The organism is Thalassotalea nanhaiensis, assembly GCF_031583575.1.
In the GTDB taxonomy this organism is placed as follows: domain Bacteria; phylum Pseudomonadota; class Gammaproteobacteria; order Enterobacterales; family Alteromonadaceae; genus Thalassotalea_A; species Thalassotalea_A nanhaiensis.
Map to the genome: position 1 here is coordinate 3,797,318 of NZ_CP134146.1, position 23,447 is coordinate 3,820,764.

At 38.8% G+C, this 23,447-nt stretch carries 21 protein-coding genes; 7 read left to right on the forward strand and 14 right to left on the reverse strand.

The genetic code is table 11. The features are described from left to right. Nucleotides 1-76: 76 nt before the first annotated feature. From RI845_RS16495 to mgtE, 6 genes are all read left to right on the forward strand, one after another. A complete protein-coding gene (locus RI845_RS16495) occupies nt 77-1,573 on the forward strand; it encodes an RNA polymerase factor sigma-54 (RefSeq protein ID WP_348387269.1) in 1,497 nt (498 codons plus the stop codon). A 25-nt stretch (nt 1,574-1,598) separates the two neighbouring features. After that, nucleotides 1,599-1,886, forward strand: coding sequence for a ribosome hibernation promoting factor (gene hpf, locus RI845_RS16500; RefSeq protein WP_348387270.1), 288 nt, complete (start codon nt 1,599-1,601; stop codon nt 1,884-1,886). Nucleotides 1,887-1,888: 2 nt separating this feature from the next. Next, nucleotides 1,889-2,338, forward strand: coding sequence for a PTS IIA-like nitrogen regulatory protein PtsN (ptsN, locus tag RI845_RS16505; RefSeq protein WP_348387271.1), 450 nt, complete (start codon nt 1,889-1,891; stop codon nt 2,336-2,338). Nucleotides 2,339-2,345: 7 nt separating this feature from the next. Next, complete coding sequence (gene rapZ / locus RI845_RS16510) at nt 2,346-3,191, forward strand: RNase adapter RapZ (RefSeq protein ID WP_348387272.1); 846 nt, start codon at nt 2,346-2,348, stop codon at nt 3,189-3,191. 8 nt (nt 3,192-3,199) lie between these two features. Further along, nucleotides 3,200-3,481, forward strand: a complete 282-nt coding sequence (locus tag RI845_RS16515) for an HPr family phosphocarrier protein (protein ID WP_348387273.1) — start codon at nt 3,200-3,202, stop codon at nt 3,479-3,481. 103 nt (nt 3,482-3,584) lie between these two features. Continuing rightward, nucleotides 3,585-4,946, forward strand: coding sequence for a magnesium transporter (gene mgtE / locus RI845_RS16520; protein WP_348387274.1), 1,362 nt, complete (start codon nt 3,585-3,587; stop codon nt 4,944-4,946). 34 nt (nt 4,947-4,980) lie between these two features. On the opposite strand, the gene pmbA is transcribed toward mgtE, so the two are convergent. After that, nucleotides 4,981-6,324, reverse strand: coding sequence for a metalloprotease PmbA (gene pmbA, locus RI845_RS16525; RefSeq protein WP_405054041.1), 1,344 nt, complete (start codon nt 6,322-6,324; stop codon nt 4,981-4,983). 163 nt (nt 6,325-6,487) lie between these two features. Here pmbA and yjgA point away from each other — a divergent pair, with 163 nt between their 5' ends. Beyond that, nucleotides 6,488-7,006, forward strand: coding sequence for a ribosome biogenesis factor YjgA (gene yjgA, locus RI845_RS16530; protein ID WP_348387276.1), 519 nt, complete (start codon nt 6,488-6,490; stop codon nt 7,004-7,006). An 84-nt stretch (nt 7,007-7,090) separates the two neighbouring features. Here the strand turns inward: yjgA and tldD are convergent, their stop codons facing one another. From tldD to RI845_RS16595, 13 genes are all read right to left on the reverse strand, one after another. Beyond that, nucleotides 7,091-8,530, reverse strand: a complete 1,440-nt coding sequence (gene tldD, locus RI845_RS16535) for a metalloprotease TldD (RefSeq protein ID WP_348387277.1) — start codon at nt 8,528-8,530, stop codon at nt 7,091-7,093. Nucleotides 8,531-8,551: 21 nt separating this feature from the next. Beyond that, nucleotides 8,552-9,382: a carbon-nitrogen hydrolase family protein gene (locus RI845_RS16540; RefSeq protein WP_348387278.1), complete on the reverse strand. Its 831-nt coding sequence runs from the start codon at nt 9,380-9,382 to the stop codon at nt 8,552-8,554. Then, nucleotides 9,375-13,352 carry a YhdP family protein gene (locus RI845_RS16545; protein WP_348387279.1) on the reverse strand — a complete coding sequence of 1,326 codons (3,978 nt, stop codon included), beginning with the start codon at nt 13,350-13,352 and terminating at the stop codon, nt 9,375-9,377. Before RI845_RS16545 ends, RI845_RS16540 begins: the two co-directional genes overlap by 8 nt. Then, the gene (rng, locus tag RI845_RS16550) at nt 13,352-14,815 is read right to left on the reverse strand and encodes a ribonuclease G (RefSeq protein WP_348387280.1); all 1,464 of its coding nucleotides are present in this window, start codon (nt 14,813-14,815) and stop codon (nt 13,352-13,354) included. Before rng ends, RI845_RS16545 begins: the two co-directional genes overlap by 1 nt. Then, on the reverse strand, nt 14,812-15,411 hold the full coding sequence (locus tag RI845_RS16555) for a Maf family protein (RefSeq protein ID WP_348387281.1): 600 nt from the start codon (nt 15,409-15,411) through the stop codon (nt 14,812-14,814). Before RI845_RS16555 ends, rng begins: the two co-directional genes overlap by 4 nt. A gap of 1 nt (nt 15,412) precedes the next feature. Further along, nucleotides 15,413-15,895, reverse strand: a complete 483-nt coding sequence (gene mreD / locus RI845_RS16560; RefSeq protein ID WP_348387282.1) for a rod shape-determining protein MreD — start codon at nt 15,893-15,895, stop codon at nt 15,413-15,415. After that, on the reverse strand, nt 15,885-16,763 hold the full coding sequence (gene mreC, locus RI845_RS16565) for a rod shape-determining protein MreC (protein WP_348387283.1): 879 nt from the start codon (nt 16,761-16,763) through the stop codon (nt 15,885-15,887). Before mreC ends, mreD begins: the two co-directional genes overlap by 11 nt. A 55-nt stretch (nt 16,764-16,818) precedes the next feature. After that, nucleotides 16,819-17,862, reverse strand: coding sequence for a rod shape-determining protein (locus RI845_RS16570; protein WP_348387284.1), 1,044 nt, complete (start codon nt 17,860-17,862; stop codon nt 16,819-16,821). A 239-nt stretch (nt 17,863-18,101) separates the two neighbouring features. Next, nucleotides 18,102-21,119: a DUF6701 domain-containing protein gene (locus tag RI845_RS16575; RefSeq protein ID WP_348387285.1), complete on the reverse strand. Its 3,018-nt coding sequence runs from the start codon at nt 21,117-21,119 to the stop codon at nt 18,102-18,104. 2 nt (nt 21,120-21,121) lie between these two features. Next, nucleotides 21,122-21,550 (reverse strand): pilus assembly PilX N-terminal domain-containing protein, encoded by a 429-nt coding sequence (locus RI845_RS16580; RefSeq protein ID WP_348387286.1) that lies wholly within the window; start codon nt 21,548-21,550, stop codon nt 21,122-21,124. Further along, nucleotides 21,540-22,367 (reverse strand): type II secretion system protein, encoded by an 828-nt coding sequence (locus tag RI845_RS16585; protein WP_348387287.1) that lies wholly within the window; start codon nt 22,365-22,367, stop codon nt 21,540-21,542. The genes RI845_RS16580 and RI845_RS16585 overlap by 11 nt, the downstream gene beginning before the upstream one ends. After that, nucleotides 22,364-22,924, reverse strand: coding sequence for a prepilin-type N-terminal cleavage/methylation domain-containing protein (locus tag RI845_RS16590; RefSeq protein ID WP_348387288.1), 561 nt, complete (start codon nt 22,922-22,924; stop codon nt 22,364-22,366). The genes RI845_RS16585 and RI845_RS16590 overlap by 4 nt, the downstream gene beginning before the upstream one ends. Beyond that, entirely contained in the window at nt 22,914-23,381 is a 468-nt protein-coding gene (locus tag RI845_RS16595; protein ID WP_348387289.1) for a type II secretion system protein, read from the reverse strand. The genes RI845_RS16590 and RI845_RS16595 overlap by 11 nt, the downstream gene beginning before the upstream one ends. Between the last annotated feature and the right edge of the window lie 66 nt (nt 23,382-23,447).

Sequence of the window (23,447 nt, forward strand, 5' to 3'; positions counted from 1 at the left end):
ACCCATTCGTTTCTCGTGTAATCAGTAGTTAACTTGCATAAACTAACTTTATGCAAATTTGGAATTTTTTCAAACAATGAGACCTAGTCTTCAGCTCCGTATGGGGCAACACTTAACGATGACCCCACAATTGCAACAAGCGATAAAGCTGTTGCAACTATCTACGTTAGATCTTCAACAAGAAATTCAAGAAGCCCTCGATAGCAATCCTTTATTAGAGGTTGATGAATCGGCTAATCAAGAAGAAAACAATGCTAATTCTGACTCGCACCTAGATAGTAAACCAGCTACTGCAGATACTCCTGACGGAAGTGAAGATGCGCAGCCTACGCATGATGAAATAAGTACCTCTGAAGCATTAACTCAAAATGAAATTCCACAAGAGCTATCCGTAGATTCAACATGGGAAGAAAGCTTTAGTGCCGGTACGTCGAATACGGGACTTGGTGGCGTCAGTAATGATGATTATGTTTATCAAGGAGAAACGTCAGAATCTATCCAGGATCATTTGACCTGGCAAATGGAATTAACTCCGTTTTCAGATACTGACCGTACCATTGCCGTAACAATAATTGATGCCATTGATGACAGCGGCTACCTTACGGTAACCTGCGAAGATATTTTATCCAGCTTAGGCGACGATGAAGTTGAATTAGACGAAGTTGAAGCAGTGTTAAAACGCATTCACATGTTTGACCCTATTGGCTCAGGAGCCAAGTCTATTGCCGATTGCTTACTTATTCAACTTGCTCAGTTTAGCCCCGACACCCCCTTTATTGCAGAAGCCAAGTTAGTCATTAGCGAGCATATCGATTTATTAGGTAATCGTGATTTTAGACAAATCATGCGTAAAACCAAATTAAAAGAACCACAGCTAAAAGAAGTGATGCAACTCATTCACTCATTAAACCCAAGACCGGGCGATGCGATTGTTCAACAAGAAGAACAATACGTTATTCCTGATGTCAGTGTGTTCAAAAAAAATGGTCGCTGGGTGGTAGAATTGAACCCTGATACCGCGCCCAAAATTGGTATTAACAATCAATATGCCTCGTTAGTAAAAACAACTAAATCATCAGAAGACAGCCAGTTCATTCGCTCACATTTACAAGAAGCCAAGTGGTTTATCAAATCACTTGAAAGTAGAAACGACACATTATTGAAAGTTTCTAATTGTATTGTTCAGCAACAACAAGGCTTTTTTGAACATGGTCCAGAAGCAATGCGTCCAATGGTATTAAACGATATTGCCGAAGCTGTTGAAATGCATGAATCAACAATTTCACGTGTAACCACGCAAAAGTATATGCATACCCCCAGAGGTATATTTGAATTAAAATACTTCTTCTCGAGTCATGTCAGTACAGAGAATGGTGGTGAATGTTCATCAACAGCAATACGTGCGCTGATTAAAAAACTCGTCGATGCAGAGATAGCAGCAAAGCCATTAAGTGACAGCAAAATGGCTGAACTACTTAGCGATCAAGGTATCAATGTTGCACGTCGAACCATTGCAAAATATAGAGAATCGTTAGGTATTCCACCATCGAATCAACGAAAAAGTTTACTTTAAAACCAACAAAACAAGGATAAAGCTTATGCAAATTAATCTATCTGGCCATCATGTTGAAGTTACCGACTCTATGCGCTCATATGTGAGTGAAAAATTACAAAAACTGGAACGACATTTTGATCACATAAACAATGTCTATGTGGTGTTAAAAGTAGAAAAACTACAACAAATTGCAGAAGCAACCTTGCATGTAAATGCTGGCGAGATCTTTGCCTCAGCCAATCATGAAGATATGTATGCGGCAATAGACGGCTTGGTCGACAAATTAGATAGACAAGTTCTTAAACATAAGGCTAAGTTAGCCCACCATTAACTATGAAACTAGATCAATTATTAAGCCCTGACTGCACCCTATGTGCAGTACAGGGTAAAAGTAAGAAAAACATTCTTCAACAAATCAGTGCAATTGCAGCGAACAAAATTAGTAGTGCAAGCGCAAAAGAATTGTTGGAAAGCTTAAGCAAAAGAGAAAAATTAAGTAGTACTGGAATTGGTAATGGTATTGCTATTCCACACGGAAAAATCAATAACAGTGAAAGACCCGTAGCAGTATTATTGACAACAGATAAGCCGGTTATCTTCGACGCTATTGATGATAAGCCGGTGGATATCTTTTTCGCGCTGTTCGTACCCGAAGATCATTGTCAGCAACATTTAGAGACTTTGGCCAGTGTTGCGAAATTTTTTAGTGATAAAGAGAATAGTAAAAGAGTGAGACGTTGTCACAGCGCCACTGAACTTCATCAATTGGTTGTAAACAATTAGGTAAAAAATGAAACTAATCATCGTAAGTGGACGTTCAGGCTCAGGTAAAACCGTCGCGTTAAGAGTGCTTGAAGATCTTGGTTATTATTGTGTTGATAATATTCCGGTAAACCTATTACCCGCACTAACGCATACCGTTATTAATGACTATGAGAATGTTGCCGTATCACTCGATGTACGTAACCTGCCAGAAAACCCTGACGATGTTAAAGAGATCATAGATTACCTGCCTAATTCGGTAGAATTAAGTATCTTGTATTTAGACGCCGATGATAGTGAACTTATACGACGCTACAGCGAAACAAGACGTTTACATCCACTTATTCGTCAAAATATGGCACTTGATCAGGCTATTGCTCTTGAGAAAAAATTACTGGACCCAGTGGCAAGTAGAGCAAATTTATACATCAATACGTCAAAATTAACCCCTCATCAACTTGCCGATTTAGTGCGAGAAAGAGTACTGGGTTCAACGACCGGTAATTTAGTCATTGTATTTGAATCATTTGGCTTTAAATATGGCGTACCTTCTGATGCTGATTACGTGTTTGATGCAAGATTTTTACCTAACCCTTTCTGGGAAGAAGGACTAAAAGCCTACAATGGCTTGGATCAACCTGTACAAGACTTTTTGGCAAGCCAACCGATAGTCACAAAATTTATTTGGCAAATTAACTCTTTCATGATGACCTGGTTACCGCACTTAGAACGTAATAATCGTACTTATTTAACTATCGCTGTCGGCTGTACTGGTGGCCAGCATAGAAGTGTTTATATTGCCGAAACTTTAGCAAAACAGTTTAAAAAAGAGCACAAAGATATACAAATTCGTCACCGTGAAATGAGTAAATAACCATAAAAATGACGTCATTAACAATTGAACAAAGTGTCCTCATAGAGAATAAATTAGGCCTGCATGCAAGAGCTGCAACTAAATTAGCAAAATTAAGTAAAAACTATCAGGCTAAAATTACCCTAACATTGGAGAAAAAGTCGGCTGAGGCGGATTCAATTATGGGGCTGATGCTATTAACTGGTAGCCAAGGCAAAGAAGTGCACATCAAAGCCGAAGGGATTCAAGCCCGCGAAGCAATGACTGCAGTAATTCAATTGTTTTTAGACAAATTTGACGAAGACGAATAAAGCTGTAGTCTAATTTTAATAAAAATTAGCTGATAAAACCATTAGCTTACGTTAAACTTGCATTGATTTAGAATTAAAACAACAACCTTGCACAGGGTGATTCATGCCAGAGATATCAGAGCAAGAAATTAGCCAAAAACGTTTATTGGAAATTAATACCGCTTTAGAAAGTGGTATGTTCGTTTATGTGCGAAAAATGTTCCAGCATATGCCGCCTTTCGACATTGCCCTACTTCTCGAGTCATCAACTTCACGCAGTCGTAACGTACTTTGGCAATTAATTGATCCTGATTTACAGGGTGAAATCCTAGAAGAGCTTTCTGAAGAAGTACGTAAGGGTATCTTAAGAAACATGCAACCCGAAAAAGTTGCTGCTGTTGCTGAAGGTATGGACATCGACGATTTGGCTGAGGTTTTAAGAACCCTGCCCGACTCTGTTTATAAAGAAGTTCTAAATTCTATGGACTCGCAGGATAGAACACGAGTTGAACAAGCTCTATCTTACGAAGAGGATACAGCCGGCGGTATCATGAATACCGACACTATTACTCTGCGCCCAGATATCACCATAGATGTGATTTTGCGGTATTTGCGATTAAAGGGTGAATTACCAGAAGCAACAGATTCATTCTATGTTGTAAATCGCCAAGATAAGTTTATTGGCTCTGTTTCACTCGCAGATTTAGTTACGGCAAGACCAGAGCAAGCGATTGCTGAAATTACCGATTACGACACCATCGCAATAACCGTTGATACTGAAGAAATTGAAGTTGCCAAATTATTTGAGCGACATGACTGGTTTTCAGCGCCTGTAATTGATGAAACTGGCCGTTTGCTTGGTCGTATAACCATAGATGATGTTATTGATGTCATCCGCGAAGATGCCGAGCACTCAATGATGAGTATGGCGGGTTTAGATGATGAAGCCGATACCTTCGCCCCGGTGATAAAAAGTACGCAACAACGCTCCATTTGGCTTGGTGTAAATTTGATCACCGCCTTAATGGCAGTTGCTGTTTCAAGCATGTTTGAAGGGATATTAGCCGAAATGGCGATCTTGGCTGTTTTAAATACCTTAGTGCCAAGTATGGGCGGTGTTGCCGGCAATCAAACATTAACCCTGGTGATTCGAGGTATGGCACTTGGTCATATAGGTGATAATAACGCCCGTACTATCTTAAACAAAGAAATCGCAGTAGGATTTTTAAACGGACTGATTTGGGCATTATTTATCGCCTCAATCGTCGCTATTTGGAAACAAGATATCGTTTTAGGTGGAATTATTGCATTCGCCATGTTGATGAATTTAACAGTAGCGGGACTTGCTGGTGTTGCGACACCTTTAGTACTGAAGAAAATGAATATCGACCCCGCATTAGCCGGTAGCGTTATTCTAACGACAATAACAGATGTTGTTGGGATATTTGCGTTTCTTGGTACGGCAACTTTACTATTAGGTAGTTAAAACGAATCTCGAGTTCGAGATTCGTAATTCGAGTCTACTGCCCTGAAACCTGCATTTCTTCGATAATGATAGAGCCAGTTTTAATACTGCCGCGTAAATCATAATCGCTTCCGGTAGCAACAACCGCTTTAAAGATATCCTTTAAATTTCCAGCTATGGTAACTTCAGAGACAGGGTATTGTATTTGGCCATTTTCAACCCAAAACCCTGCAGCGCCGCGAGAGTAATCACCATTAACTACATTAACCCCTTGCCCCATTAACTCAGTCACTAATAAGCCTGTTCCTAATGTTTTTAACATAGCGTCAAAATCGCCATTATTAGCAGATATTAACCAGTTATGAATGCCACCAGCATTACCCGTTGAAGTAAGTCCTAACTTACGCGCTGAATAGCTGGTTAAAAGGTATGACTGTAACACGCCGTCGACAATAAACTCTCTATCCTGTGTTGCTATACCCTCTGCATCAAAGCTGCTACTAGCTAATCCGCGCAAAATATGTGGACGTTCTGATATGTTCAAATGCGATGAAAAAACTTGCTCACCAATAGCATCTAATAAAAATGATGAATTGCGGTATAAATTACCGCCACTTATCGCTGCAATGAAATGACCGAATAGACTATTTGCTACATCTGCTCTAAACATCACGGGTGTTTTTTGGGTATTAATCTTATGGCTATTAAGTCTTGCAACAGCCGCCTGCGCCGACTCTAAGCCAACTGCTTTCGCAGATTGCAATTGATCAAACTCACGACTAACTGTATAGCTATAATCACGTTGCATATCCTCACCATCCGCAGCAATCATCATACAACTTAAGCTATGGCGGGTACTTGGATAGCCAACGATTTGGCCATGACTATTACCGTAAACCTTGAACCCTTCATAACTGGCAAAATTAGCGCCATCAGAATTTGTAATTTTACTATCACTATTCAACGCGGTGACCTCAGCTTCTGTGGCAATGTCAATTGCTTCTTCGGTCGTTAGTGATTGGGGGTGATATAAATCTAGATCTTGAGGGTTAAATGCTATCAATTCTTTATCTGCAAGTCCTGAACAAGGATCTACCGATGTGTACTTGGCAATATTAATTGCAGCCTGAACCGATTGTTGCAGCGCCGTTTCAGACAAGTCTGCGGTAGAAGCGGAGCCTTTACGACCTTCCTTATAAACCGTAATACCTAACGCACCATCGTTAGTAAATTCAACGGTATCCACTTCTCCTAATCGAGTAGAAACGCTTAAGCCTTCTTGTTTGCTGATTGATACTTCAGCATCATCTGCACCTAAGGTTTTAGCCAATTCAAGAACTTTGGCCACTTTGTCTTTAACTTGTGAAATTGAGGTATTTATAGATTCTAGATTTTGCATTGATGCCATCAACAGTGAGCACTTTAAGAACATTTGGTCAGTATAACTTAAGCTCTAAAAGCACGAAAAAAATTAATTTAATAAGCATAACATACAGATATTAATTAACTTAACGTTATGTTGTATAATTAGTGCATTATTTTATTTTAACTATGACGATTTTATGAAAAAGCGCGGTAAAAAATTTATTGATGAAGACATCCTTATTGTCAGCAAAACTGAAATCAAGAATGACATGAAAGACATGCAAAAACTTGGTGAGCAAATTTGTAAACTCAATCATAAACAGCGAGCTAAACTTACTCTTAATGAAGAAATTGAAGCTGCATTAATTATCGCTGACAAAATTAAAGGTAAGCATGATGCTTACCATCGTAATGTGCAGTTTATTGCAAAACAGTTATTCGAGAGTGATTATGAAGCAATTCAAGCTCAACTTGATAAATTGAATAATAAGCATGCACAAGAGCATATCAATAATTCAAAACTTGAAGCAGTTCGCGATCAATTAATTGCTCAAGGTGATATAAAAATCGATGAAATATTAACTGAATATGATGGTTTTGAACGCCAGCGTATGCGCCAGTTAGTACGACAAGCGGCAAAAGAAGTAAAACAAGAAAAACCAGGGAAAAGCTTTAAAGAGTTATTTAAATACTTAAAAGAAAATATTGTTCTTTAAGTAAGTAAACATAAAAGGGGTCAGTGATATTTACTTTAGACGAAGTAATTATCACTGACCCCTTTTTCATTCTGAACTTTTTTGTTACTGCGTACCACCAATGGTCATTTCATCAACCTTCAACGTTGGTTGACCAACTCCTACAGGAATGCTTTGACCATCTTTGCCACACACACCAACGCCACTATCAAGTGCTAAGTCATTACCGACCATGCTTACTTGCTGCATCGCTTCTGGACCACTTCCAATTAATGTTGCTCCTTTAACCGGCGAGGTAATTTCACCATTTTCAATTAAATAAGCTTCAGCAGTGGTAAATACAAACTTGCCTGAAGTGATATCAACTTGACCGCCAGCAAAATTCGGCGCATAGATACCTTTTTTAACCGACTTAATAATGTCTTCTGGTGAGTGCTCGCCAGCAAGCATGTAGGTATTAGTCATACGCGGTAAAGGTAAATGTGCATATGACTCTCTACGACCATTACCTGTAGGCTTTACGCCCATTAAATGCGCATTATGCTTGTCTTGCATATATCCCTTCAATATACCATTTTCAATCAGTACATTGTATTGCCCAGGTGTACCTTCATCGTCAATGGCAACCGAGCCTCGGCGATCGGCAATCGTGCCATCATCAACAATTGTACAATGCTCTGACGCAACTTTTTGACCAATTTTTCCAGAAAAAGCGGATGAGCCTTTACGGTTAAAATCGCCTTCTAAACCATGTCCTACCGCTTCATGCAGTAACACACCAGGCCAACCGGCTCCGAGTACCACGGGTAACATCCCAGCTGGTGCGTCTATAGCAACCAAGTTCACTAACGCTTGCCTAACCGCTTCTTCTGCATAAGCATGATATCTAGGCTTAGTGCCTTCTAATTCAAAGAAGTGACTGTAGCCTGCTCGTGCTCCACCACCGGAGTTTCCACGTTCGCGGCGTCCATTAGCTTCAACCAACACTGAACAATTTAATCGTACTAACGGGCGAATATCTGTCGCATATGTTCCATCACTTGCCGCAACTAACACCTTTTCATAAACACCTGACAAGCTAACAATTACCTGCTGAACACGGCTGTCCTGTGCACGAGCAATGGCTTCAACCTCATGTAATAGATTTATTTTTTGCTCTTGCGTTAATGTCGACAACGGATCAATTTCACTATAAAGCTCCGTTATTTTCTGTGGGGCAAATACTTGAATGCTTTGGCTTTTACTTTCCTTCACAATTCCACGAGCAGCAGAGGCCGCTTTTAATAAGGCATTGCTATTGATGTCATCTGAATAAGCAAAGCCCGTTTTTTCACCGCTAATGGCTCTTACGCCAACACCACGTTCAATGTTATATGAACCTTCTTTAACAATGCCATCTTCAAGCATCCAAGACTCATGGCTTGATGACTGAAAGTACAAGTCGGCGTAATCAATGTCACGAGCACAAATGTGGTTTAGTGTTTTACTTAATTCTTCCTGACCAAGCTGGCTGGAATGTAATAGTTCTTGTTCAACAAGATTCATTTTAAATGTCCGTGTTCTTTATTATGTTAGGTTCAGTTTAACTGAAAATTGATTATGGCGAGCAACTGGAATATCTGCCCTTATTTTTTTAATGAGCTGTCGATCAAACTCACTACTCACATAGCCGACACCTTCGTCCTTCATTGCCACTATTTCCCCCCAAGGGTTAATAATCATCGAATGACCATAGGTTTGACGACCGTTTAAATGTTCGCCTTCTTGGCCAGCAGCAACGATATATACTTGGTTTTCAATTGCTCTGGCCTGTAATAATGCTTGCCAATGAGCTTGACCAGTAACCTTAGTGAAGGCGCTGGGTACACAAATAACATCTGCACCTTGTTCGGTAAGTGCCCTAAACAATTCAGGAAAGCGTAAGTCATAACATACCGTCATGCCTAATTTAAAACTAGGCAAAATAGATACTGATAGCTTTTCACCTTTTAGAGTCAGCGCTGATTCACGATAACTTTTTTCACTGTCAGCGACATCGACATCAAACAAATGAATTTTTTGATAATCGTTTACCAACTCACCCTGCGGCGAAAATAACAAACTACTGGCAGTAAATTTATCAGCTTGAGCTGATTGTAAAGGGATGGTACCAGCAAGCAGAAAAACATTATATTTTTCGGCTAACTCGGCCAGTCGTTTCTGCATAAAACCTTTGCCTAGCGGCTCTGCAAACTCAATTTGTTTGCCATCTTTTCCGCCAAAGTATAAACAGGCCTCAGGTAATACAACTAAATGCTCATCGGACGTTGGCAATGTCGAAAGAATGGTTTCGATACAGGTTAAGTTCTCGACTACATCAGGAACCGATTGCAGCTGTATAGCTGTTAGTCTAGCCATTTTTAGCATCCTGTTTTTTTTCAGGTAATGCTTTATTTTCAACGTCACTGGATTGCAATTTATTTTCAGCGCCAGTTACACCGGAAGCATCTGCTTCAGATTTTCCTTCAACTGCCTTTGGTTTATCAGGCTTACTTTTTCCGACACTGACATCGCGGCTTTTTCGGTCAACTTCTTTGAAAATAGGTTCATCAACGCTACCGGTTAATTCAAAATTGATCACTGAAATCACTTCAGCTTTTTGTATAGCTTCATCTGCGACCATAATAGCCGCCCCCATTAATGGGTTAACCAGCCAACCGACAATAATAGGAAGACTAGAGGTTACTTTCGGGGCGAATGACATTTTATAATCAAGCTTATTAGTGACAAGGTTAGTATTACCTTTAACCGTAAGGTTACCAGCAGCGCCGTTCATTTTTGTATTATCGGTATAGGCAACGCCATTAACTAAGGTAATTTTACCTTTAATGTCGTCATAGAACATGCCTTCGGAAAATATGTCTCTAAAGTCCAAGGTCAGTTTTCGAACCAATGACTGAAAGCTAAAGATCGATAATAACCGAGCACCTTTGTCACTCACATCGGCTAGATAACCATCATCAAATTTAAAATTGTATTGACCATTTAGGCTGGCTAAATTAAATTCGTGAGGCCCACCTTGCCAGTTAAAATCGTAACTGCTTTTTAAACCACTGTCCTTTATTCCAGATTCCATATCGAATTTATTGATTTCTTTTTCAATATCTTTGGAATTAAAAGCTCCTGAAATAGAAGTTTTGTTCTGTTCATCATCTTTTTGCCAAACGCCAGAAAGGCTTAAATCAGAATTTTTACGTTTCGCTGAAAATGAACGTAAAGTCGCCACGGTAGAACTGGTATTTTCCAATTCAAACAATACTTTGCCAAAGTCCAACTGTTGGTACTTACAACTATCACAATTAAATTTAACCTTAGGAATATCAGCGGGTGAAATTTGTGATGCCGTTTCTTCTTCATCACTTACTTCGTTCGTCTCAGGCACATCAGTTAAATGGATGAAGTCCGCATCAACCTCAAGGCCATTCTGTTGAAAATCATGGAAGAATTTCATTCGACTTCGGGCTTGGTCTGCATTTAACTGTAACAACCACCATTGTTCTTTAGCTAATAAATTGAAATCAACGTCGGTTAAGGTTTGGCCAAACAAGTCGACATTTTTAATATTACCTCTAATTCGTTCAGGAGCTTGTAAAAAAGCCAGTTTTTCTTCCGCCGGTTCAGAGCTAGAGTCAACACCTGAGCCATCAGGTATGGAATTTATGATATCAAAAATAAACTCATGCCATGGCTGATAAACAATACTGTCAAGGTCAGTAGTAATATGAAAACCATCTGTAGGCAGTAACATTTTCTCTTTACCTAACACCAGTTGTGTTCTCAGAAAGGCTATTTTTTGATGATCCAGTTCACCATAAAAACGTAGATTTTCATCTAAGGTAGCTTCTATAGTCGATTTATTAGCACCGCCTTTAGCCGAAGCTTTGAGTAGGGCTTGCTTTTCAGCCGGTTTAAAATACGGCTCAGGTAAGGATAAAATAGCGTTTTCTAGATTCGAATCTAAATTAAAGTCGTAACTGAGCTCACCTTCTTCCGGGATAAACAGTGATAATTTACCCTGCCAATCTAATTGACCATTAACATAAGAGCGTAAGTTTTCAGGTATTTGCGGATCGTAGTGTTGTTTTTGCCAATTAGCGAGCAAATCAATATCCACTTGATAATAGTCATCCTCAATCCGCCCGTCGACGTTCAGGTTTATCGGCATTCCACGCCAATTTAGTGAGATATCTTTAGTTGTTATTAACTCATTATTAAAACTTAATTGGCCATTAACATGGGAAAAATTCATTTCAGGTGCTTGTAAGAACACCTCATTATTAGCAAAATTAATTATTCCTTTGGCGACAACTTTTTCAGTATCACCTAAAGGTAAATCTAACGAGAATGTCCCCTTTACTTGTCCTTTAGGATTTATCAACGTTAATGTCTCGCCAACGCTTTCAGCCATTGGACTTGCGACCATTAAGTTAGTTACGTTAGTTACTTCGGTTGTTACCGGCGTGCGCACGGTGAGTATCGAGTCACCGCTAAGAGATTCGATACCAACAACAACGTCTTTTGTTTGAATCCCCATCAAATCACCATCATAAGCAGTGATCAACATGGAGTCATTGGTGAAATTCAGGTTTAAATGCGCTTTTTCAATTGCAGGCCATGATTGCTCAAATTGATATTTAGCTTGTTCAACGTCGGCATCAACAATAAAAATCCCACTATTATCTGTAAACGGGAATGTCGCGACAGGGCCATTAAATAACACACCGGCCTGTTTCACGTCCCCATGAAATATAGCAGCAGTTAAATACTCAACTAAGCTTTCACTCATTACAGGTAACGGTAAGTAATACTGGGCTTTACTGGCATCGCCTTGCTCTGCATAGGCATAAAGGCTCAACACGCCACTTTGGTCAACTTCCTGTAAAAATTGAACATTGGCTGTTACCGAGAGCTCATCAGAGGATAAGAAAACGTCACTAACGGCTAACTTCCAAAAGCGCTCACTCCAATTGGCATTTACTGTTGCCTTTAAGTCATTAAATGGTATCGGTCTAGAGAATCCACCATCAAAATCGATTTCATTATTTTCAGAAGTAACATCAAGTTGAATTTGGTCATTATCAAATAATAAGCGTCCTGAAATCTGTTCAATTCCCGGAATACCATTAGCAGCATTCCAACCAACATCATCAAGGTTTAACGCTAATTGAAGTTTTTCGGCTGAAGTGCGGATTTGAATATTGGTTAAGTCACCACTTAATTGCAGACTTGAATATTTTTCAAACTCAGGAATATTATCCTTAATGATAGGGAATAATTGCCATAAGTTGTCTAACGAAACTGTCGATATATTGGTCAAAGACTCTGTTGGAGTACTTGTCGCTTGTAATTGAAATTCTGTCCATGGAGCTTCATTAAACAACACTTCAATGTTACTGGTTTGCATGCTGTAATTAGAAGATTGACCGTCTCTGTAGATACTTACATTACCCTCAGGTATTTTAAGAACATGCTGTTGTTCAAAGCTATCCCAAGCAAATGTATTTTCGCCCAAGTTAATGTGAAGATCAGTAAAGTAACCACCAGCTACATTCATCCAAGAACTAAAGTTTACTTCGGTACTAAATTGATCAGCTTTTTCTTTTAAGTGTTTATCAAACCAAGGGGCAAGGTTTATATTATTCCCTTCTATATAGATTTTCCCCTTAAGGTTTTCTCTTTTATCACCTTGTAAGTCAATAAGTAACTTGGCGCTGTTGCTTGAAAATCCTTCAATTTCTAACTTGCCAATACCTTTGTGATTATTGCCGTCGTTGTGCCAAGCCAGTTTGTTCAATAAAATGGTGCGCTCTCGGCGTAAAGTCTTAATTAAAATTTTACTATCGCGAACAGAAAAGCGCTTAAATTGGTTAAGTATTAGATCAGAAAATGCGTCAATATCTGCTTCTTCAGAAGTTTGCTTTTTTGTGCCTGCATCAATAATAACCGTTTGATCAATTTTTATGCTGGCACCAACAAGAGTAAAGTTATTCGCTTTTACTTGTTGAGTTTTTAAGGTTCCCCAAAAATCTAAACCAATGTCAATTTCATCAATTTCAACTTTCAGTGCCTCTGAATCTGACAGGACTACCTGTTTTACCACTAAGGTGGGGCCAAACTTATGCCAACCGGCAGAAAGCTCTCCAATTTCAATTTCACCTTGATAGACACTGTTAATATAGTCTTCAAGATTATTTTTAAAGGTGTGCGCATGTGGTAAAAATATTCGGGCAGAGGTAAGCAACACCGCCATTAACACTAGCAAGACTGCTAGTGTTTTATAGAGGCGATTTAGCCAAGTATTTAAATATGCCCAAAACGTTTTTTTCACTACATCATTACCACGTCAAATTGTTCTTGGTTATACATAGTTTCAGTTTGCACTTTAATATGTTTGCCAATAAATACTTCTAACTCGGCTAAATGATGTAATTCATCGTCATTTAGAGACTCACTAACTTTAGGTGAAGCATATACAATAAATTTATCTGCATCATAGGCGCGGTTCACTCGAACTATTTCACGCAAGATTTCAAAGCAAACAGTTTCAACCGTTTTTAAATTACCCCGACCGTCACAAACAGGGCACTCACCACAAAGAATATGTTCAAGTGATTCACGAGTACGTTTTCGAGTCATTTCGACCAAGCCTAACGATGAAAAGTTACTGATACTGTATTTCACCTTATCTTTGGCCATAGCAACATCTAAAGAGTGCAGCACTCGTTTTTTATGCTCCGCATTAGACATATCGATAAAGTCGACGATTATAATACCACCAAGATTTCTAAGTCTTAACTGACGAGCAATTGCCTGGGTTGCTTCAATATTGGTATTAAATATTGTTTCTTCTAAGTTGCGGTGACCGACAAATGCCCCGGTATTTATATCAACCGTGGTCATCGCTTCAGTTTGATCAATGATTAATGATCCACCCGACTTTAATTCAACTTTACGCTTTAACGCTCTTTGAATTTCATTTTCCACATCGAATAAATCGAAAATTGGTCGTTCACCAGGATAATATTCAATGATAGGTTTAATTTCAGGAACAAACTCATCTGTAAACTCAATAAGCTCATCAAAAGATAAACGCGAATCCACGCGTATTCGTTCAAGTCCGCTACCTACAAAGTCACGAATGATACGACATGCTAAATACAAGTCCTGATATAACGCCAAGTTTGTTTGCTTACGTTGTTTACGCTCAACGACCTTTTTCCAAACACGACGTAAAAACTCAGCGTCATGGGCTAACTCTTCTTCGCCTGCGCCTTCAGCAACGGTTCTAACAATAAACCCGCTTTCATCGTCACAATACGGTACCACTATTTTCTTTAAACGCGCCCGCTCTTGTTCATCTTCAATACGTTGAGAAACACCAGCGTGACTTGAGTTTGGCATCAATACTAAATACCGTGAAGCGATGGTTAAGTCAGTCGTTAAACGAGCACCTTTCGTCCCTAAAGGATCTTTAACAACTTGCACCATAATGTGCTGACCTTCATGAACTAAAGTTCGAATATCAGGAACTTCATTTTCATTTGTATCATTATTGGTAATTAACTTTGTACGAATATCTGACGCGTGAAGAAAGGCAGCTTTATCCAAACCAATATCAACAAAAGCAGCTTGCATGCCAGGTAACACACGGATAACTTTGCCTAAATAAATATTACCAACGATGCCACGCTTTAAATTTCGTTCTACATGAACTTCTTGTAAAGTACCATTTTCGATTAGCGCAACACGGGTTTCACTTGGCGTAACGTTAATTAATAATTCACCGCTCATTTAGCACCTTCGAGAGTTAATTTTTTTGATTGTGCTTTTGCCGTTAACAAAAGCTGCTCGGTTTCATATAAAGGCAAACCTACTACTGAAGAATAGCTGCCTTCGATGCGTTTCACGAATTTTCCTGCAAGTCCTTGAATGCCATAACTACCAGCTTTATCTTGAGGCTCACCCGACTGCCAATAATCCTTTATTTCAACATCAGTAATCGCTCTAAATACAACGTCGGTAACGACGACTTCTGACAATACGGTATCGGCGTTAATCACGGCAATTGCGGTCATTACTTGATGTTTCTTATTCGATAACCCTGACAGCATCTGCAAGCAATCTTCAAAGTCTTTAGGTTTGCCAAGTATATTATTATTGTTAACTACTATTGTATCTGAGCCAAGCACCCAATCTGATGGATTAATTGTTACAACATTTTTCAAACCGGCTTGCGCTTTTTCTATCGCCATTCTCAGCACAAACTTCTCAGCAACTTCATCTTTAAAAGCCACTTCATTTATATCGGCGCTTACGAGTTCAAATTGCTCGGCAATTTGCTTTAGTAATTCTTGTCTTCGAGGTGACTTAGACGCTAAATAAAACATATCAGCGTACCTGCAATTGACGACGAACTTTTCTTAATAACAAAAACACCACCGGCCAAATAGCCGCACTGGTTATTACTGGCTTTAAATAACTAATTGAAAAATCAACATCCAAAATAAAGCGTTGAATCCAGAAAATAATCAAATGATACAGGGCTGTTAGTAAACCGATGATCAGTGACTGTTGCCAGAGAGAAAAGTTACGGATTTTCTGAAAATTATTAACAATCACATAAGCAACCAATGCCGTTGCAAATGCATTAATGCCAAGTACAGAGCCAAGCAATACATCAAGAATAAAACCAACCAGCCAGGCAAATATAACATTAACTCGATTGGGTAGCGCCAAGCTCCAGTATGCAATAACCAACAAAGCCCAGTTAGGCCTAAATGCATCTGCACCAATCGGCATAGGCATAATAGTTAACATTAGAGAAATAATGATGGTAATAAATATCACCAGGTTATTGCTTCTAGCTTTCATTGTTTGCCCCCTTACTTTCAGGAGGTAATGGCTGTAGATTACTGCCTTGCTGGTTAGGCCAAATTAATAGCAAATATCGTAACCGGTTCATTTCAACTAATGGGGTAATTTTAATTCGAGCAAATTCTTTATTTGGGTTTTCCGACACATAAGAAACTTCTGCCACAGGATAACCTTCAGGAAATTTCCCACCTAACCCAGAAGTCACTAATAAGTCTCCAACTTTAATATCAGTTGAATTTGGGATATGGCTGACTTCCATCTGACTGACACTACCTGTACCTTTAGCAATCACCCTAATTCCGTTACGGTGTACTCTTAATGGTATTGCATGGGTAATATCGGTCATTAACAATACTCGTGAATTATTAACACCAACATGCAAAATTTGTCCAACAACCCCTGTTTCATCAATAACAGGTTGACCTTCGTATATACCATCAGATAACCCGCGGTTTATGACGACTTGTTGTGAATAAGGGTCACTATCTACGGCTAGGATCTCCGCAACGATTTTTCGGTAGTCACTTCGCAATGGCGAAGCAAGTAATTTACGTAATCGGTCGTTTTCTTGTTGCAAAATATCGAGTTGTAATAACTTCTCATTCAGCAGTAGTTCATTCATTTTCAAACGTTCGTTATCAACCATTAACTGCTTGCGAGAAACGATGTTTTCAGAAGCGTAGTCCATTACTTTTTTAGGAGTATTTGCTAAATATTGTAATGGGCTAACCAACGACTGGAGGTAACCCCTTGCCACTTCAAAACTTGCTAATTTATGATCGAAATATATGAATACACAAGACAACGCAAGCGCGAATAAAATGCGCCTGTGACTGGAATATCCTTCTAAAAAAATTGGAGTCATAAAAACCGCAAAGGCAGCTTATGCTGCCTGTTGTTTAAGTTATTTAAAAATTTAATTATTCGTAGGCAAATAAGTCGCCGCCGTGCATATCGATCATTTCAAGAGCTTTACCACCACCACGAGCAACACAGGTAAGCGGGTCGTCCGCAACAATTACCGGAATACCTGTTTCTTCTGCTAATAAGCGATCTAAATCTTTAAGTAATGCACCACCACCGGTTAATACCATACCGCGCTCTGAAATATCAGACGCTAACTCTGGTGGTGCTTGTTCAAGTGCAACCATAATTGCACTTACAATGCCTGATAGCGGCTCCTGTAATGCTTCTAAAATTTCGTTGCTGTTTAACGTAAAGCTTCTTGGTACACCTTCAGCAAGGTTACGACCACGAACTTCGATTTCAACGAGTGACTCACCTGGGTAAGCACTGCCAATTTCTTGCTTAATACGCTCAGCTGTCGCTTCACCAATTAAGCTACCAAAGTTACGACGTACATAGTTGATGATTGCATCATCAAATTTGTCACCACCAATTCGAACTGAAGAAGAGTAAACTAGGCCGTTTAAGGAAATAATACCAACTTCAGTGGTACCACCACCAATATCAACAACCATTGAACCAGTCGCGGCAGATACCGGTAGGTCTGCACCAATGGCCGCAGCCATAGGTTCATCAATTAAGTAAACGTCACGAGCACCAGCACCTAATGCTGATTCTTTAATTGCTCTGCGCTCAACTTGAGTTGAACCACAAGGAACACAAACAAGTACACGAGGGCTAGGACGTAAGAAGTTATTTGAGTGCACTTGTTTAATAAAGTGCTGAAGCATTTTTTCAGTAACAAAAAAATTAGCGATAACACCATCTTTCATTGGGCGAATCGCTTCAATGTTTCCTGGTGTACGACCAAGCATTTGTTTTGCCGCGGTACCTACTGCGGCAACGCTTTTGTTACCACCGGCTCTGTCTTGGCGAATGGCAACTACTGAAGGTTCGTCAAGAACAATTCCTTGATCTTTAACATAAATTAGAGTGTTAGCTGTACCTAAATCGATTGATAAATCGTTTGAGAACATGCCACGTAAAAGTTTGAACATTGGGAGAAAGATCCTATCGCTAAATTTTTTATTTTCTTTCAGTGCACCTTACAAATGAACTGATATTTTTCAATTTCTACCAAAAGTCAATTTTGGGGTAAATTATTAGAAGATATAATACCCTAGTAACGACAAAAATGTACCGTGAAAATAATAAAAATGCTCAAAAAAATCTGCTTTTTTGAGAAAAACTTGTTTTTTCAAAGTTATAGGTTAGTTCGACAGAGCAATCACTAATATTATTTGTCTATTTCTCGTTTATTTATGATCCTGCCACTATTGTTATAACGCCCAAAAGTTGCGACTGCAGTAGGATTTTCTGTAAATGTACCATCATTTATTCCTGACCAATCAAATTTGAACCAAGTTGGCACATCATAAGTCACATTCATCTCACCTTGATTACCTACACCAGGTGCGACTATTTGTAAGGATCTATTTTCTCCTTCGGTAAAAGTACTAATGCCTCCGACGACAGAAGTAGGATCAAGAGTCAGACGACTTAAACTCATTAGTGCTTGGTCAACGATGGTGCAATTGCCATTTTCTGCGACAACAAAACTTCCCTCATCGAAGTACTGCAGCTGCATTGGTTGAGTTAAATTGGACGTTTCAGGGCCAAAGCTGTTTTGAATACGCCAACGAGCAAATCTAATTTCGATATCAGTTACTGTCGTATTCTCTACAGAACTGATATCACTGCCACTTAAATCAGTGTAGGTTGTAGAGATGCCATTACTATCTTTAATTTCGTTAACATTAAATTCTAATTCTGCGATGAATGGTGAAACTAACGAATTTTGATCTCGAACATAGACAAAGTCATCCAAGGTAGATAACTGATAATTTACAATGCCAGAGTCTACAGCTTCTGTTTTGGGAACAAACACTCCATTATTCAGTTGAGCACTGACAGCGAGTAATGTATTTTGGCTACCTAGCTGACTTGCATCAGAAGTTGGCGCATCAATATTAACTTCATCGGTAATGTCAGCAGACTGCAATGGAAAAGCCATAAATTCATTTATATAATTTTTGGTTATCACTCCTTGGGCATTTTTTGGCGTAATACGTAGTTCAGGATTTACCAAATAATGAATTGCTCCCAGAGTAGGTGCTGCATTTACCATTTGTCCTGTATAGGCGTATGCATTACACAATGTTGTTAAGGTTCCCTGAACGTTAGGATCAGATATTTGTTCAAAATGATGTGGGGTGAAATCACCTACAGAAATTGCATCACCCGTAATCATCATTCCCTGATAATTTGAATCTCTAAACTCTACCGACAAAGTCCCAACTTCAGAATATATTGCAGCCGAATCAGTAAACTGGCCTAAATTAAAGCTAGCCGGTAAAATTTCAGCACTACGCCAATTATCGGTTGTACTCGCTAGTTGCGTTACATTATTGAAGGTTAGAGTGCCATCACCGCCTAATATGGGATCAATAGGCGCTAAGCGTTTTGAATTTATTTCGATTGAGTTATTTGTTTCTGGAAGATAATTTTCAGTGATACTTCCATCAGCACATTGTGCTTCTACCGACAAATTAAAAGCCAACCCTGATTTTTCGGTGTTACTTCCATCTAAAGGCAAAGCTGAAGACGTTGTTGCAACTGCGGTTAATTTTGCCGGATAAAATAAAATATCCTCGCTGCCATTGAGTACAAGCCCTGACAGGTCACCAGATGATTCAACGTAGTTAGCGTTTAAAGCAAGTAAACCACTATCACGATAATTAAAGTCATTTATGATAGCTGCACTGTTACTATTAAAATTCACTACAAAGCTTTTATCAACGCCAGCAACAGCCATATCAACCCCATTAATAGAGGGCAATGTGGAGCCTGTTATAGGATTACTGTAGTTAAAACTAAAATTGATATTTTTATTACCAACTAACGCGCCAACGCATTGCTTAGTAACTTCATCTTTTTTAACTGCTTTTATTAACACTTGTGTACTCAAACAAGACGTTGCATCTAACGCCTCAAGCACAAAACCAGCATCGGCAAAAGTTAATTGGCAAGAATCTGAATTATCTGATGTATTCAAACAAAGGTAATCATCAGACAAAGATAATATTGCTGGAGTAATAGGGTCGACATGAACAAAACTGGCATTATCACTGATGCCATCTACAATACTCACCGTTTGTCCCACACCGTTAACGGATAAAATTACATCGGTCGTTATTGAAGTATCGATGGTTGTACAAGTTGCATCTGTACAAGCAATAATCTCTATCGGCTCTGCTTCGCACGTTAGGCCTTGTCCATCATGTTTAATTTGATAAATACCGCTTAAAGTGGCAGGCAAAATAGTTATATCACTAATGCCTTCACCTACATTTGCAGCTGAAGAGCCAAATACGACACCTTGAAAGTATCTTGTCACCAAGTCAGGCACAAGCACAGAATCAACTTCTACTTCGGTACTTGATTCACCGATAAAAATATTAAACGTATCCACCCTGCCAATGTAGTGATCATCGACAAGGGCAGTACCATCTTCCGTTCGAAAGTCAAAACTTACAATTTGATCAAATGTTGTACTATTTCCATTTTTATCGACCATAGAGACAGTTAGAGTTGCAGTTTCTCCTTGAGTAACCTCAACACTATCAATAATCAAATAAGGGAAACTAGGATCATCATTGCCATCACCTGGAGAGCTACAACTAGGTGAATTACATACAACTGGTACCCAAAAACCTGTTCCATCACCAATTCGATGGATAGATTTAGTACTATTATCTGATATCGCTAACTTAGGGTAAGGATAAGGGCAATCTGCGACAGGAAACTGATTTAATACGCCATTTACTGTTAAGTAATCAACATCAGCACCGTTTTCATCCAGAAGCCTTAAATCAAAGCCATTAGTGAAATCAACAAGCTCAGCATTATACTCTTGTGGATCTATGCCATCTTCTGCGAGAAATATCCAAGGACAATCATCACAAAGCTTACCGGCGTTCGTTAACGGGATTAACTCACAAGTATTTGTACTATCACAAAGTGATAGCTGCCATGTATTCACTGGAAATGCATCGAGATCTTCACCAATAATCTTAACTTCTATAAAGCCTGTTGTAGGATTATTACCTTGACCTGGTATTCGATAAACTTCATTAATAGTTACTTCACCGATATAAGGTGAACATGTTGCGTATACGTTTTGAATAAGCAACATTAAAGCTAAACCCAAAAAGTAAATGGCAACATTGCTTTTATATTTATTATTAACAACCAAAGTTATAAATTCCTAGCATCTATCTGTAAAGTTCTGCTCGTAGTAATATCGCCACTTGTACATGTTCCTGTGCTTGTGATTGTATAATAACGTGTATCGCCCTCGACAAAATCACTACATTGCAAACTTTCTATTTGGCATTGCTCTAGCCCTGCCACCTGTAGAATAGGAACATTATTAAAATCAACATTAGCACACTCTATAACTCCAGATGAAAGAGGGAATATTTGCTGTAGCCCCCATTGTAAACCTGAATCTGCTGCCGCATATGCTCGTAAGCCAATCACTTCATAAGAAATATTCTCTGTTGAGCTACCAACCATTCTCACCAGAACTGCTGCGAACAAACTAAAAATGACCAGCATGAAAACCGCCATTATTAAACTCGCTCCTTTCTGCTTGGTTAACAGTAATGGGTTTCTAGGGTACATTGGTTATGTGCACTCCATTACTAAAGAATATGGTTTCATTATTACGAGTGAAACTAAGGTCAATTTGCGCGATAGCCTTAGTTGAATTATACGAAAATGGTAAACAACTACCGTTACATACATCAATATGTTCCGCCATTAAAACGCCATCAGTATAAATTGATTGGTTATTCAAAAAGCCTTGATCATCTTTTCTTAATAATCTGCTATTGATAACACAATAACTTACCGGTTCAGCAACAATAAACAACCTATTATTGGGCGAGTCGGCAGCAAATGTCATTGGATTAGCTAGAGTAATATCCCAAGAAAAATCACAATTGGGCTCACAACTGCTTTCATTTGTATCTGTAGTAGTATCAACATTACTAATTAAAGACGATTTACTTACACTTAAGTTATATACGTCATTAGCCTCTATCGGATAAACAACAACCCGATCAGAATTAATAAAAGTGTATGGTGTGCTCGCTTTAACAACTTCAATAGCATCGCTTACAGGGTCGGTAATTGTTGCTAGAGATAAGTAAACATTATTACTTTTAATGGGTACAAACTCCAAGCATTGGCTGGTGCCATTAGCTAAAATCCGTATTGAATTTGGTAAAGCATCTCGTAGCTCTCGGTTCAGTCGTTCTACTGCAAAACGAGCATCTGAAATTAGCTCATCTCGATTTGAAACATTGTTATAAACATTTGAGCCAATATTGATAACACCAATAAAGCCTACAGAAATAATTCCTAAAATAGCAATAACCAAAACCAATTCAATTAGTGTAAAGCCCTTGCATTGTTTATTAGTAACACTAGTCATCATTCAAAGTTAGCCTTATAGGTTGCCAGTGTTATAGGAGTCCCTAAAGGAGTCGTTACCGTTATCGTGATCAATTTTGCTAAAGCAGAATTGTCGATCACGCCACTATAGCTGTCTGATGAGCCACCATCATAATCATTATCATATTGCACACTAACCAGAACAGAAAAATTCCTATAGCGCTCTGAAACATCATTACCTAAAGCATCTTCAATACTTGTAAGACCGTTGTAATCATCGACATCATTAAAGGTAGTCCTGTTTTCACCTTCTTTGCCTAAAACGGTTGAACATGGTTGAAAACCGGTTTCATTACAGCGCAAAAAACCACCGCTTAGATCTGAGTTTTGATCAAACGCTTTTGACGTTATCTCATTCATTAAGGATTGCCCCAGCTCTGCGGCTCTGATCAAATGAATTTGATCGGCACTTTCTTTTTCTTTAGGCAACATGGCCGCCATCATAAAACCAATGGCGACTACCATTACGGTCATACCAATGACTAGCTCAATAAGGGTAAAGCCTTGCTGATATTTAGTTGATTTTAGATTAACAATCATGGATATAGCCCTGACTTTCAATACAGAGTAATGCACTATCATCACTGCTTAATTCAATAATACAACCACTGCCACATTCAGCTACCCTACCTAAAGAATCAAATGTTAACGTGCTTGCGCCAGATAATTGCACAGTGGAATCTATAGGAATAGCAAAGCCGGTATATTCATTCTGCCAATTGGGGATTAATGTGTGAGTTGAACAATTTGATGATGCACCATAGCCATCACTATTAACGATTATTTGATGACATGAGTTGCTATCGGTTTGTTGCATGGCTTGCTGTTGCATTAACCGTAAACTTGAGATCATCTGGTCGCGATAAACGAAGGAGTCAAAACTGCCACTGCCAATCATTTTAGGCACAACAGTAATAGCCAAAATACTGATAATCAGTACGACTACAACGAGTTCAATTAATGTAAAACCACTACCGAAGGATTTACTTTTTTCCAATGTTCAGCCTTAACTGTTTACTACAACAATCACTATCTAGAGAAAGTTTAAAGATTTATAAAAAAT